General features: G+C 36.1%; 13 protein-coding genes. 6 read left to right on the forward strand and 7 right to left on the reverse strand.

What is annotated here, in order from left to right:
- Positions 1-62: 62 nt before the first annotated feature.
- Positions 63-1,121, reverse strand: a complete 1,059-nt coding sequence (locus tag PMI13_RS09315; protein ID WP_007843015.1) for a Gfo/Idh/MocA family oxidoreductase — start codon at positions 1,119-1,121, stop codon at positions 63-65.
- 180 nt (positions 1,122-1,301) lie between these two features.
- On the opposite strand from PMI13_RS09315, the gene PMI13_RS09320 reads away from it, so the two are divergent.
- The 3 genes from PMI13_RS09320 (at position 1,302) to PMI13_RS09330 (ending at position 4,859) form a co-directional block, all read left to right on the forward strand.
- A complete protein-coding gene (locus tag PMI13_RS09320; protein ID WP_007843016.1) occupies positions 1,302-3,494 on the forward strand; it encodes a TonB-dependent siderophore receptor in 2,193 nt (730 codons plus the stop codon).
- Between the two features lie 93 nt (positions 3,495-3,587).
- Positions 3,588-4,103: a hypothetical protein gene (locus tag PMI13_RS09325; RefSeq protein ID WP_007843018.1), complete on the forward strand. Its 516-nt coding sequence runs from the start codon at positions 3,588-3,590 to the stop codon at positions 4,101-4,103.
- A gap of 162 nt (positions 4,104-4,265) precedes the next feature.
- Positions 4,266-4,859 carry a hypothetical protein gene (locus PMI13_RS09330; RefSeq protein WP_007843020.1) on the forward strand — a complete coding sequence of 198 codons (594 nt, stop codon included), beginning with the start codon at positions 4,266-4,268 and terminating at the stop codon, positions 4,857-4,859.
- 100 nt (positions 4,860-4,959) lie between these two features.
- On the opposite strand, the gene PMI13_RS09335 is transcribed toward PMI13_RS09330, so the two are convergent.
- Positions 4,960-5,595 (reverse strand): peroxiredoxin, encoded by a 636-nt coding sequence (locus PMI13_RS09335; RefSeq protein ID WP_007843021.1) that lies wholly within the window; start codon positions 5,593-5,595, stop codon positions 4,960-4,962.
- 102 nt (positions 5,596-5,697) lie between these two features.
- Here PMI13_RS09335 and PMI13_RS09340 point away from each other — a divergent pair, with 102 nt between their 5' ends.
- Both PMI13_RS09340 and PMI13_RS09345 read left to right on the forward strand, forming a co-directional pair.
- On the forward strand, positions 5,698-6,582 hold the full coding sequence (locus PMI13_RS09340) for a mechanosensitive ion channel family protein (protein WP_007843023.1): 885 nt from the start codon (positions 5,698-5,700) through the stop codon (positions 6,580-6,582).
- Between the two features lie 140 nt (positions 6,583-6,722).
- A complete protein-coding gene (locus tag PMI13_RS09345; protein WP_007843024.1) occupies positions 6,723-7,349 on the forward strand; it encodes a hypothetical protein in 627 nt (208 codons plus the stop codon).
- Positions 7,350-7,518: 169 nt separating this feature from the next.
- On the opposite strand, the gene sucC is transcribed toward PMI13_RS09345, so the two are convergent.
- The 5 genes from sucC to PMI13_RS09370 all read right to left on the reverse strand — a co-directional run bounded on the left by sucC (position 7,519) and on the right by PMI13_RS09370 (position 13,081).
- Complete coding sequence (gene sucC / locus PMI13_RS09350; RefSeq protein ID WP_007843025.1) at positions 7,519-8,709, reverse strand: ADP-forming succinate--CoA ligase subunit beta; 1,191 nt, start codon at positions 8,707-8,709, stop codon at positions 7,519-7,521.
- A gap of 133 nt (positions 8,710-8,842) precedes the next feature.
- On the reverse strand, positions 8,843-10,117 hold the full coding sequence (locus PMI13_RS09355) for a chloride channel protein (RefSeq protein WP_007843026.1): 1,275 nt from the start codon (positions 10,115-10,117) through the stop codon (positions 8,843-8,845).
- A gap of 8 nt (positions 10,118-10,125) precedes the next feature.
- A complete protein-coding gene (locus PMI13_RS09360) occupies positions 10,126-10,512 on the reverse strand; it encodes a DUF423 domain-containing protein (RefSeq protein WP_007843027.1) in 387 nt (128 codons plus the stop codon).
- Between the two features lie 3 nt (positions 10,513-10,515).
- A complete protein-coding gene (locus tag PMI13_RS09365; protein WP_007843028.1) occupies positions 10,516-11,586 on the reverse strand; it encodes a hypothetical protein in 1,071 nt (356 codons plus the stop codon).
- Between the two features lie 166 nt (positions 11,587-11,752).
- On the reverse strand, positions 11,753-13,081 hold the full coding sequence (locus PMI13_RS09370; protein ID WP_007843033.1) for a hydroxymethylglutaryl-CoA reductase, degradative: 1,329 nt from the start codon (positions 13,079-13,081) through the stop codon (positions 11,753-11,755).
- A gap of 195 nt (positions 13,082-13,276) precedes the next feature.
- On the opposite strand from PMI13_RS09370, the gene PMI13_RS09375 reads away from it, so the two are divergent.
- Positions 13,277-14,152: a DUF4846 domain-containing protein gene (locus tag PMI13_RS09375; protein ID WP_007843035.1), complete on the forward strand. Its 876-nt coding sequence runs from the start codon at positions 13,277-13,279 to the stop codon at positions 14,150-14,152.
- Positions 14,153-14,158: the final 6 nt, after the last annotated feature.

A 14,158-nucleotide genomic window follows, 5' to 3' on the forward strand; every position in this document is an offset into this window, starting at 1 on the left:
GGTGCTATTTACTCAGAACAAAACTCATAACTTCTCACTCATAACTCATAACTCATAACTTACTAAGAAAGCATTATAATTTTCCCTTCCTGAGAGCTTTTCCAGGCAGCATCGATAATTTTCATATTTTGAATGACCTCTTTTCCGGGAGACGGAAGCGCATATCCGAAAACAATATGTTCATAGATTTCCTGATAATAATTCATATAGTTCCCAGGCTCACTCAAAGTCAGAATTCTTTCTGTTTCTTTATTGTCATTGAGGAAGTTTAAAATTCCGTCAGGATCTTTCAGAGGAATGGTCCAGTCTTTTCCATACGCCGGAATTGCTCCCGATACCAACTCATTTTCCTGATTATCTGTCCTTTCCTGTAAAAAACTACCCCGGTCACCATGAATAATATAGGCATAATGAGCTTCTTTACTAAATACTGAAGATTTTAGCCTTACTCTAAGATCATTTTTATAGAATAGCAGAATTTCAAAATAATCATTCGCAAATTCGCTTCCTTTCATTGAAAAAACATCTGCAAAAAGCTTCTCAGGGAAGCCGAAATACTGTACCGCCTGATCCACTAAATGAGCGCCAAGATCATGAAGAGATCCTGAACCTGTCTGCTGTGGATTTTCTTTATGCTGTTTTCCACTTGGCTCAGTACGGAATCTGTCAAACCTTAGCTCTGCTTCTTTTACATCACCAATTTTTTTATCATCAAGAACTTTCTGAACCTGAAGAAAATCTCTGTCGAATCTCCTGTTCTGATAAACACTTAAAAACAGACCTTTTTCTTCTGCCAGTTTCACCAGTTCTTCCGCTTCTGAAACATCTACGGTAAAAGGTTTTTCTACAACAACATGCTTTCCCGCTTCCAGAGCCATTTTAGCATATTCAAAATGAGTCTGAACAGGTGTATTGACTACAGCCACTTCTATATCCGCATTTTTCAGCATATCTTCTACTGAATGGTAGATGGTTGCATCGGGATATTTCTCTTTAGATTCTTCTTTACTCCTTTCCACTATGGCCGATATAAAAAATCCCGGATGTTCTTTTAAAAAGGGGGCATGAAAAACCTTACCGCTCATTCCAAAGGCACAAAGACCAATTTTCACTAATTGCATACTCTATTTTTTTACAAATATATTTATAAAAGAGTTTCTTTTTTCTTTAAAGAATCTATGATTTCTATAGCAATTACCCATCATCTAAAAAACATGACAAAAATCAGGGCATTTATTTATATTTAGTCTAAATTATACTTACTTTTGCGCCTTATTTAAACCCACTCTAAATAAAGCAGAATGAAAAGACAAATTACTACTCTAAGTCTTCTGATTGTATCTATTTCAATAAGTGCACAAATGAAGTACATTCCTGAAAACGATACTATTAGAATTCAAACTATCGAAGATGTAAATCTCCATAAAACAGGAAATCCGAATAAAGCTAAAACTTTATCTACAAAGTCAAACCTTACGGTAATGGAGAATCCTCAGCCGATTGCTATTGTTACTCATGAAGTGATTGAGCAGCAGCAGGCAAAACAGTTGAGTGATGTGATAAAGAATGTAAACGGACTTTATCTTACATCCGCAAGAGGAGGATCTCAGGATAGCTTTGGAGGACGTGGTTTTACATTTGGAAATGATAATATTTTCAAAAATGGGGCAAGAGTTAACAGCGGGGTATTTCCTGAAGTTTCAGGTCTGGAAAGAGTTGAGGTTTTAAAAGGAGCCAATGCAATGTTATACGGAAACGTCGGACCTGGAGGGATTGTAAACCTTATTACCAAAAAACCAAAATTTGAATTTGGTGGAATGGTAGGTTTCAGTGCAGGCAGCTGGAATTCATATAAACCGACAGTAGATATTTACGGTCCTTTATCAAAAAATATAGCATTTAGAGTAAACGGGGCTTATGAGTATGCTGAAAGTTTCAGAGATTTGGTAGAATCAAAAAAGAATTATTTCAACCCTTCTTTTGTATTTAATCTTAGTGAGAATACCCAGCTTATTGTAGAAGGAGATTATTTATACCATACTTTCACACCAGATTTCGGAATTGGAAGTGTCACAGATAATGCTACTGGAGTTTCAAGGCTTGCCACAGAAATTGACAGAAAACAATTCTTAGGAACCAACTGGCAATATCAAACCAATCAACAAGCTGCAACTGATGTAATTTTAAATCATAAAATTAATAATAGCTGGTCTTTGAATGCTGTTGCTTCTTATCAAAATTATACGAAAGATTATTTTTCTACTGAAAGAGTGCAATGGAATTATAGCTCAGCTCCTAATGGCAATTTAAATCCGATATGGAACAGGCCTGTTGGTAAAAGTTATAACGAGCAGAATTATACTTCTTTACAGGTTAATCTAAATGGTGAATTTAAAACAGGTCGTTTAAATCACAAACTTTTGGTGGGAGCAGATGGAGATTACGGACAGGCAGATGCCATTTCTTACCAACTTACCCCTGCAACTTTGGGTGTTTTACAATTAAATGATCCTTCTACATGGGCAAATGACGGCCAAATACCTGATGCTCAGGCAACATACAGAAGAAGAATATCCACAAAAAGATTAGGAGTATATGTTCAGGATCTTGTAGAATTAACGAAATCAATAAAATTATTGACTGGTCTTCGTTATTCCTATTTAACAAATGGAGAATCTTCTGATAATGTATTTATGCAAAATGTTAAAATCCCTGTATCTAGTGCAAAAACAGAGGATAATGCACTATCTCCAAAAGTTGGTTTAATCTATAATCCAAACGAAAATCTTTCAGTTTTTGCCACCTATACAAACTCTTTTGTGCCCAATACCGGTTTCGATTACGATACACGAGCTGCACTGAAGCCTTCTACAGTAGATCAGTATGAAGTGGGGGTAAAAAAGAATTTATGGAATAATGCCATTGCTGTTAATTTAACAGTTTATCAAATCAACAATAACAATACGTACACAACTCCAATAGTAAATCCTACAGGTGATTCAACCCTAAAAGTTTATGCAGGATCTGTAAGAAGCCGTGGTGTAGAGCTAGACATCACCGGGAACCCGATGAATAATTTATCTTTAATAGGGGGAGTTTCATATAACAATGCTGTTTATACCAAAACTCCGGATAATGGATTTGTCGAAGATCAAAGATTGGTAAGAACACCAGCTATTACAGCAAATGCTTCTGCTTTTTATACTTTCACAAATTTTGCCAAAGGATTAAAGATCGGAGCAACTGCATTTTACACCGGAGACAGAAAAGCAGGCTGGAATGACGTAAAAGGTCAAAAGCAGGTAACCAGAATGATTGATGTTGACGGTTTCACCACTGTCGATTTCAGTATAGGCTACGAATGGCAAAAATTCTCAATCCAGGGTAAAGTGGGTAATTTATTCGATGTTGTCAATTACAACGTTCACGAAAACTATTCTGTAAACCCGATTCCCCCAAGAAACTATTATTTCACATTAACTTATAAGCTTTAAGAATTAAATAGTATTAATAATTTCATTATTAAAAGTGGAAGTTGCATTTTTGCAGCTTCCATTTTTCGAATTTTAAAACAAAAACAATAAGATATGGATAAGATAAAAGACACAAGAAGTTTTATGAGAGTCACTCACCGGTATTTAGGGTATTTCCTGGCAGGGATTATGGCAGTGTATGCATTGAGCGGTATTTTATTGGTGTACAGGGATACAGATTTTCTAAAGAAGGAGAAAATGTACGATAAGGTAATTGATAAAAACCTTACGGAAAAAGAACTGGGAAAAGAGCTAAAAATAAAGAATCTTGAAATTGAAAAAACCGAAGGCAGCCTTTTTCATTTTAAGCAGGGGACTTATAATTCAGAGAGCGGACAAGCCAAATATTCCAGAAAAGAACTGCCATTTGTTCTTGACAAAATGACCAAACTTCACAAAGCCCAGTCTAAAGATACATTGTCTCCCTTAAATACATTTTTTGGAGTCTCATTATTTTTCTTTGTTATTTCCAGCTTCTGGATGTTTAATCCTAAAACCAAGGCTTTCAAACGCGGAATGGTTTTTACGATTGCAGGACTTATTGCTTCCATTATTTTATTATTGTTTTAGCATTGCAAGATTTGTAATTAAAATGTTAAAATAAGTGAATTTTAATTATTTTCAAAAGATTCTAAATCCCAGAAAAATACCTTAAAATGAGCTTTATGGCACATTTATTGTTCTTCACTACTTTAAGAAATAATAAACATTAATTATTAAAAATTATAAATTATGAAAAAACTAATCTTAACAGGAGTAATAGCTGTAGCAAGTTTATTGACAACAGCAAATGCTCAGATTCAAAAAGGTAATTGGTTAGTAGGAAGTAGCCTTGTAACAAGTAATTTCGGATTAAATACCGGTGGTGGTTATAATATCGGAATACAGCCAAAAGGTGCATATTTTATAGAAGACAACGTAGCAATAGGTGGATATGTTAATCTTGGAATCAGCAAGGTTACCAATGGGAGCCCGACAAGATTCGATTATGCAGTAGGAGGTTTAGGACGTTATTATTTATCTCCGGGAGAGAAAGGTGTTGACAATTTACTAAATCACGGAAGATGGTTCCTTGAAGGTAATGTAGGTATCGGTGGATCTTCTGTGGAAAACGGAAATTCAACAACTGGTCTGGATTTCGGTGCAGGTCCCGGATATTCTTATTTCATTACTCCGAATATCGGGCTTGAAGGCATCGTAAAATACAACGGTGTTGCAGGATTCGGAAGTGAAGGATTAACATCTACAATTTCTTTCAATGTAGGTTTCAGTATTTACATACCTACTTCAAAAGCAAGAGAAGTTGCTAATGATGTGAGCAAATAGTCACTTATTATAGATTATAAAATGAAAGCGCCTCAGGAAAATTCCTGAGGCGCTTTTCGTACAAATTAAAACTAAACTATAAAAAATCAAATAAATCAAATCATTTATTGGGTTGTGGTGTGTATCTCAGGTACGGCTTAATTTCCGTAACCCCTTTTGGAAATATTTTTCGGGCATCTTCCGTTGAGATCGTCGGTGGAACAATCACATCATCCCCGTTTTTCCAGTTTACAGGAGTAGCCACTTTATGGGCATCTACCAGCTGAAGAGAATCAAGAACCCTGATAATTTCATTGAAGTTTCTTCCGGTAGAAGCAGGATATGTAATGATCAGGCGTACTTTTTTATCAGGATCAATAATTAGTAAAGAACGTACCGTAGCAGTTACAGACGCATTGGGATGAATGAAATCATATAATTCTGAAATCTTTCTGTCTTTATCTGCTATAATCGGAAATTGCACTTCTGTATTCTGTGTCTCATTAATATCTTTAATCCAGTTCTGATGATCAGATACATCATCTACGCTCAGTGCAATTACTTTGGTATCTCTTTGTTCAAATTCTGATTTTAATTTTGCCGTAAATCCCAGCTCAGTAGTACATACAGGTGTATAGTCGGCAGGATGTGAAAATAAGATTCCCCATGAGTTTCCTAAATAATTATAAAAGTCAATATCTCCTGCAGAAGTTTCTGCCTGAAAATTGGGTGCGGTATCTCCTAGTTTAATTGACATACTATTTTGTTTTATTAGTCTACAAATTTAATAGACTTTTGGAAACTGGCAAAATTTTTGTTGAGAAAATATAACTTTTAATAAAATAAAAACTAAAAACTTATGGAAGAAAGCAGTTTAAGGTATGTAGATGTGGTTTACAGGGTGTTAGAAAGCTGGTACCTGAAATTTGCAGAGCTAACTCCAAAATTAATCGTCGGAATCCTTGTATTTTCATTTTTTCTGATTACCAGTAAATATTTAAGTCAGGCTTCTGTAAAGCTATTTCACAAACTTTTCCCGAAAAGCCAGAAAGAAAGTTCTTTAGTGACCTTAATCGGAGTTTTCAGGTTTCTGATCGTGATGATGGGAACTTTTATCTCCTTGGAAATTATGGGATTCAGCGGTTTCCTCTGGAAATTTATCGGAAGTTTGGGAGTTGCCGGGGTAATTGCCGGGGTTGCCTTAAAAGATCTTGTCTCGAGCATCTTTTCAGGAATGCTTATCGGAATTGACAAAGCTTTTAAAGTGGGCGATTATATCACCATCGGAAATCATTCGGGAACGGTACAGGAAATCGGATTTTTAACGACAAAAATCATTACTGATGACGGAAAGAAGGCGTATATCCCTAATCAGGTCGTATTTAATGCCCCGTTTTATAATATTACCGCTTCGCCACAGCGCAGGATTATTTTAAATTTTGAAATTCCTGCTGATGAAGATATTACAAAAGCCCAAAAAGGGATTCTCGACAGTATTAAAAATTTAGAACAGGTAGACAGAGCAGATGCTTCAGAAGTAATATTTACGGATTTAAAACAAGGCGTATTCAATCTTCAGGCTAAATTCTGGATGAAAGTCGGAGCCAATATCGTTCAGGTAAAAAGTGATGCTTTCCTGAAAATAAAACAACGTCTCGATGCTGATAATATACAGCTTGTAACCCCTACAAGCATCAGCATTACCAATCAGGACAGCAACTTCCCTGAGCATCACGATCAATAAAAGCTTCACTTATTCCGGATACAGATAATATGGTAGTAAAATTCCCGGCTTCAGGCTAACTACCCAACCTGTTTTTTAGAACCAAATTGTTTCCCCATAATTATTACTTTTATGTAAAGTTTCTAACCAACACAAAAACAATGTCACCACAATGCAATTCATTTTCACCCGTTGAATCAAAAGCTTCAGAAGGGCTTACTTTGTTTATAAAGATGATTGGCATATCACTTTTAATTATAACACCACTGTCCATTATAATAATGGCCATACCCGTGTTTAATACAAAAGAGATATCAACAGAATTAAAAATTATCTTACTATCCCTTTTTACCATAATAGCAAGTTTTTTTGCCTGGCTGATCATTCAAAAAAAACAAAAAAATACCACCACCCATATTATTGCTGATGAAAAAGGACTTCACCATTACTGCAATCGAAATATTCTACATTCCATAACATTTACTGATCTTAATCCAAATCCTGAAAATGGAAAATATGATGTGTTTTTAACTGAATATGAAGAATCTGCCCCTTGCTTATGTGTTTATTTGTTTGAGCAGACATTAAATAAAAGTACATATAAGACCGTTAATTTAGATATTGATGTGGTAATTACAAATGGTAATTTGCTGCTCAAAAATTTTGTAAAAGGGATTTTGATTTTCAGACCGGATTTAAAAGTTGCACCAAACGTTTTAAATCTTTTCCGACTGGAAGAATTCGACAAATCAAATTGCATTCTTTCAGCCAGCCAATCCCGAAAATAATTGCACTGGACACTTCCGGAGGTTACAATTAAAATTTTTCTATTGCAGAATATCAAGAGCAAAGACTGACTGAGAATAGAGATTTTTTATCAGATAGATCTTAGATTTCAAAATATAAAAAACCGTTCCAAAGATGAAACGGTTTCTGATTTATTTAAAAATTTCAGTGTTATGCTAAAACTTCTTTTACTTTGTTTGCAGCTTCTTCTAAAGTAATTGCAGAGTGTACCGGAAGACCAGACTCATCAATTAATTGTTTAGCTTCAACAGCATTAGTTCCCTGTAGTCTTACGATCAATGGAACAGGAAGGCTGCCCATTGCTTTGTAAGCATCTACAACTCCCTGAGCAACTCTGTCACATCTTACGATACCTCCGAAAATGTTGATCAGAATAGCTTTTACATTCGGATCTCTTAAGATAATCCCGAAAGCGGTCTGTACTCTCTGAGCATCAGCAGTACCACCAACGTCAAGGAAGTTGGCAGGGTTACCACCGGATAATTTGATGATATCCATCGTTGCCATTGCAAGACCGGCACCGTTTACCATACAAGCAACGTTACCATCCAATTTTACAAAGTTAAGGCCAGCTTCACCAGCTTCAACATCCATTGGATCTTCTTCTCTCGTATCCCTTAACTCAGCTAAGTCTTTGTGACGGAACATAGAGTTGTCATCCAAAGTTACTTTAGCATCTACAGCGATGATTTTATTGTCTGAAGTTTTTAAAACCGGGTTGATTTCAAAAAGAGAAGCATCAATTCCTGTGTATGCGTTGTAAAGAGATGAAATAAATTTTACAAATTCTTTAAATGCATTCCCTTCAAGGCCAAGATTGAAAGCAATTTTTCTGGCCTGGAATCCTTGAAGACCTAAAGCTGGATCAATCAATTCATTGTGGATCAAATGAGGCGTTACTTCTGCAACATGCTCAATATCCATTCCTCCTTCAGTAGAATATACGATTGTATTTTTACCTTCAGCTCTGTCTAAAAGAATAGAAACATAAAATTCTTTGGTTTCAGATTCTCCCGGATAATAAACATCTTCTGCAATCAAAACAGAGTTTACTTTTTTACCTTCAGCAGAAGTTTGAGGAGTTATCAACTGCATTCCGATGATGTTCTGAGCGTTTTCTTTAAGCTTATCCATGTTTGGAGAAAACTTTACACCACCACCTTTACCACGACCACCTGCGTGAATCTGTGCTTTTACCACCCAAGCCTGTGCCCCGGTTTCAGCAGTCAGTTTTTCAGCAGCTGCTACAGCTTCATCTACGTTGTTTGCAACGAAACCACGTTGGATAGCTACTCCGTACTTTGATAAAATCTCTTTTGATTGATACTCGTGAAGATTCATATTATTTTTATTATTTTATTTTAAATTTTAAAGGTTGACAAATTTACTAAAAAGACATGGAAGTTCAAGATTCTTAGCACAAAAATTAAGATGCAAGAAACTTGATTTTTAACATATCATTCAAAATGGCTTATTATTCGGCTAATTTTTCAGACTGTGATCCGATAAACGGAATTCTGGGTGCCAGAAAATACCCTGTTAAACTGGCAAAAAGTATCGGAACGAAATACGTAAATCCGGTTAAAGTACCCAAAATAATCGTTGTACTCATTGGAGTTCTCGTTACACATGCATTGATTGCTGCCATACAGCTTACGATCGCTAAAGTAGTATCTACAACAGGAAACAGATGATGAATGATCAGTCCTAAAGTAGTTCCCACAAAGAATAGCGGGATGATAAAACCGCCTCTCCATCCTGACGTTACCGTGACTGCGATAGTTAATATTTTGAAAACCAGAATTAAAATCAAAAAGTTTAATGCAAAGCTTCCATTGATAAGCTGGTTGATTTCGTTATGTCCGAAATACCTGGTCAAAGGAAAGTAATAAGCGATAACTCCCAGAATAATTCCCCCGGTTAAAGTTTTAATATAAATTGGAAACGGCCTGTATTCAAAAACTTTCTTGAAAAATTTCACAACAAAAATGAAGATCCATCCTACAAAAGTAGCTGCAACAGCAAACAGAACAGCATATACAAAATCATATACCCCGGAATACTGATATGCCTTCAGGTTCCAGGTCGCTCCGATCCCTAAATGAATAATCAACGCAAACATCACATAACTGAAACAGCTTGCCACCAATGCCGGAATAATTGCTTTGTAATATTCTACTGCATGTTTATGGTGTAAAATTTCCAGTGAAAAAAGACTTCCTCCAAGTGGAGCTCCAAACAGTGCTGTAAAGCCTGAAGCCATGCCTGCAATACTTAAAGAACGTAATTCTTCCCCTTTCAGCCTGAAGATTTTCCCCAGCCAGGTTCCTGTAGAACCTGTAACCTGAACCAAAGGTGCTTCCGGCCCCAGGCTTCCTCCTGATGCCACACAAAAAAGCGAGGACAAGATCATGGACGGATTATTTTTCGGCTCCAATTTTCCTTTATTAAACCTGATGTTATTAACGATCAAATGAATCTCACCCGGATCTCCGATGAAATGAATCACCAGACCGGCCAATAGACCACAAACTGCCATTACCGGAATTACCAGCCATCCCTGAAAATGGGCAAGTTCTTCCGTGAAATATTCAAGAGCAATCCAGTAAAAGCCGGCTATAATACCGCCCACCAGACCTGTAAACGTCCACATGAAAAAAGTACGGCTGAATACAAAAGGATTAAATCTTATAGGCTGGTCTAAGAGATTGAATGTTTTTATGATCCGTCTTCTTCTGTTGATTTTCATTGTTTCTCCTATATTTTATTTTTAGCAAAATAAAGAATAAGCATTCCCCAGCTTAAGATCATCAACAAACCACCAAGTGGGGTAATAGGTCCTAAAAATTTCAGATTGGCTCCCAGATAATCCTGCAGGCTTAAAAAATAAATACTGAAAGAAAACAGCATCGTCCCCGCAATCATTAATATGGAAACCCATTTCTCAGATGTGGTTTCAAATTTTAGAATATATCCTGCCACCAGCAAAAAGAATGCTGCATACATCTGATATCTTACTCCTGTTTCAAAGCTTTCAAGCCTTTCCACAGACAAAATTTTCTTTAGTGCGTGCGCGCCGAATGCACCTAAAATTACCGACAACATGCCATATACGGCACCAAAAACCAAAGTAATTGTTTTCATTTTTTATAATTCTTCTAATTCCAGATTCAAATATTTCTTTGTTTTATAATCCTGCCACGTTCCCGTAATCTTTTTACCTTTCACATCTGCCTCGATCAGGGCTTTGGGTATCCATGCCTTCAGTTCTTCACTGTGGTAATCATTTTCTGTAATAGAGATGTGGCCGTTTTTAAGCATACCACCCCATTCTATCAGCTTTTTATTTTTATCATACCAATATACCGCAGAAAAAGAGCCATCCTCATAGACCCGTTTGACTAAAACCGTAACCGGATACTTCCCATCAATTTTTCCTTTATAAAGCCTGTTTTGTATACCTGGTTGGGCAACAGCCTGCTCAAATCCGGAAAGTAAATCCTTCGCATAGGAGCTCCAGTATTTACCCAGATCTTTATAAGATATTTCAATAACATGCTCATCTAAATCATCTAAGGCTCTCATTGCATGATTGGAGCATCTGCCCACTACAACTGTCAGTTTATCCTTTCCGAAATGATAATCCAGATATTTCAGGGTATGGTCTGTGAAACAGTCTTCGTAGATCAGAATCTGATCCTGCGTTTCTTCAGAAGGGTTCTTTTCAGATTTTAACCGGGTAAGAAAATCATCAATTCTTTTCCTTACTTTCTTATTGATTAGACTTTCAATCGTTTTAACTGAATCCTGCAGAAATAAATCCTGCAAATTAATATAATTTCCGGTTCTCAGGTCAAAATTATCAGATTTGGAAAAACCTTCAGGATAAGCCCCGCTTGCCTCGCCCTCTATAGAAATACTGAGGATATTTTCAGGTGTTTCTAATTTTTTCCAACTGTAAAACTGAACGTAATTGGTATAGGAATTCGTTGCTACAGAAACCCGGGTAAAAGGATTTCCACCGGAGCCCGGTATATGTTCCAGCTCATCAACCTGTAAAAAAGTATTGATTTTGTTTTCAACCCGGGATTTTTCATAAGAAATGACAGGAAAAATATAATCTTCAGATTTCGGCTGCAGATCAGTAATTTCCACATTTTTCTGTTGGGAAAAGCTTAAACAGGAGATCACCACAAAAACCAGAACACTTTTCTTCACTATTTCGATTTTAAGTACATTAAAATAAATTTGGCAACCAATGTTGAAATTCCCAATATGATAAACATCGTGGAAAATCTTTTTGAACTTTGAAAGCCTCTTAACGTCGTTTTCTTTAAGAAAACCCCGAATGCTATAAATATGATGGGTAAAACGATCTGAAGCATTATTGAGCTCTTAATCTGTTAAACTCACTGATCACTTCATGATGGGTCACCGTTTTATCTTTAAAATAAGTCACAAAATGCTGTTTTTCCTCTTCTGTAGCTCCCATTTGGTTTAAAATATTCAACAAATGCATTTTCATATGCCCTTTTTGAATTCCTGTTGTCACCAGAGAACGCAAAGCTCCGAAATTCTGAGCCAGCCCGGAAACTGCAAGAATACTCATTAATTCCTGGGCAGAAGGTTTTCCAAGCAATGCCAAAGAAAACTTCACCAAAGGATGGAGGTTCGTTAACCCCCCTACAACCCCTACAGAAATCGGAAGGTCAATCCAGAATCTGAAAATACCGTTATCTATTGTGCAATGCGTCAATGATCTGTACTGCCCGTCTCTCGCTGCATAAGCATGGGCACAGGCCTCAGTGGCTCTGAAATCGTTTCCGGTAGCAATCACTACGGCATCCACGCCGTTCATTACCCCTTTATTATGGGTTGTTGCACGGAAAGGCTCTATTTCAGCAATGGTAACTGCCTGTTTGAACTTCCATGCAAATTCTTCATTTGAAATCCCGCTATCATCCTTCAAATCATCAATCTTACATGAAACCTCAGCTCTTACCACACAATCCGGGGTAAAATTGGAAAGGATATTCATAACAATCTGTAAAGAATTCTTTTCATCCTGTGTAAAATCTTCACTAATTGCCACTTCCTGCTTTAATGTTTTCCCAAACTGTTCCAGACAAGAATTAATGAAATTCGCCCCCATTGAGTCTACCGTATCAAAACTTGCTTTAAGCTGATAATAATCAGGCATTTCTGAAGTTTTATCCACTAATTTTATATCTAAAATTCCACCACCGCGCTTTCTCATATTAGCTGTGATGTTTTCGGTAGCTTCAAATAATTTTTTCTTTAAACTGAAGTTAAAAAAATGTAATAATTTATGTGGTTCTACCTTAAATATAAAATGGGTATGTCCAAGCTTTTCATTGTTAATGATCGTCGTTTTAAACCCGCCTTTATCAATCCAGAATTTTGCAGCTTTGGAAGCAGCAGCCACTACAGAGCTTTCCTCGACCGCCATTGGAAGAGCCAATAATTTCCCGTCAATTAAAAAGTTCGGGGCAATCCCATAAGGCATATAGAAATTGGAAATCGTGTTTTCTGAGAATTCTTCATGAAGTTTCTGAAGATCAGCATTTCCGTTCCAGTATTGTTTTAGTATATTTTGATATTCCTGGTTTCCCTCAAGATATTCGTTCACGAGCCAGTCGATTTTCCCATTCTTGGTAAGCTTGGAAAAACCTTCAATCGGTTGATGATTCATAGTATAACTTTAATGAACCGTAAATATAATCATTTTGAAGCTTTATTTTATTGATAACTTTTGCTAAAAAAGGGTGACATTTCTCAATTCCGGAAAAAGATTTGCACAGTTTGAGAATATTATTGAAAAAACAAATAAGTTTACCGTTTCATTTTTAAAATCTGCGATATTTGTGCTTAAAACATTTAATGGTCAATGAAAAAAATAATATTCCTGATTAGTTTAACAACAATTTTAAATTGCAACAGTGATAAAAACTCTTCAAAATTTAAAACTGAAAGTACCGATTTATACAATCCGATAAGTGAAAATTCAGTTCAGATCAATAAAGACAAAAATACCATTAAAGAAAGATTTTCCGCCCCGGAAGGTTATGACTGGATTGATGAAAAACCAGATTCCTTCGGGTATTTCATTGAAAATTTCAAGCTAAAATCTTATGGAAGCCCTATTTTAAAATATGATGGAAGCCCTATTTCCACCCAGCATCTTCATCAGGCTGTTTTTGATATTGATACCGGAAATAAAGATCTACAACAATGCGCCGATGCGATCATTCGGCTGAGAGCAGAATATTTATTTAAAACCAAACAATTCCACCGGATAAAATTTCATTTTACAAGTGGTGATCTGATTTCATGGAATGACTACAAAAATGGAGTAAGAGCTTTTGTTAACGGAAATTCTGTAAGCTTCAGAAAAACTACGGATTTCGACGGTTCTTATCAGAATTTCAGAAATTATTTAGACCTGGTTTTTAATTATGCAGGAACCATATCATTGCATAAAGAAACTAACCCTGTGACGAAAAACACAGATCTTAAAACCGGGGATATCCTGATCACACCGGGAAGCCCGGGACATATTGTATTTATTTCAGGGGTTTGTAAGAATAACGAGGGAAAAAAGCTATTTTTATTAAGCGAAGGCTTTACTCCTGCCCAGTCTATCCACTTACTTTCCAATCCTTTTGACAAAAACATTTCGCCCTGGTACAACCTTAATGTAAATTCTTCAGAAACAAAAACAGCGAGGTATTTTTTCAAACCCACAAATTTTAGAAGTTTTTAATTATTT

It is taken from the genome of Chryseobacterium populi (genome assembly GCF_000282115.1).
In the GTDB taxonomy this organism is placed as follows: domain Bacteria; phylum Bacteroidota; class Bacteroidia; order Flavobacteriales; family Weeksellaceae; genus Chryseobacterium; species Chryseobacterium populi.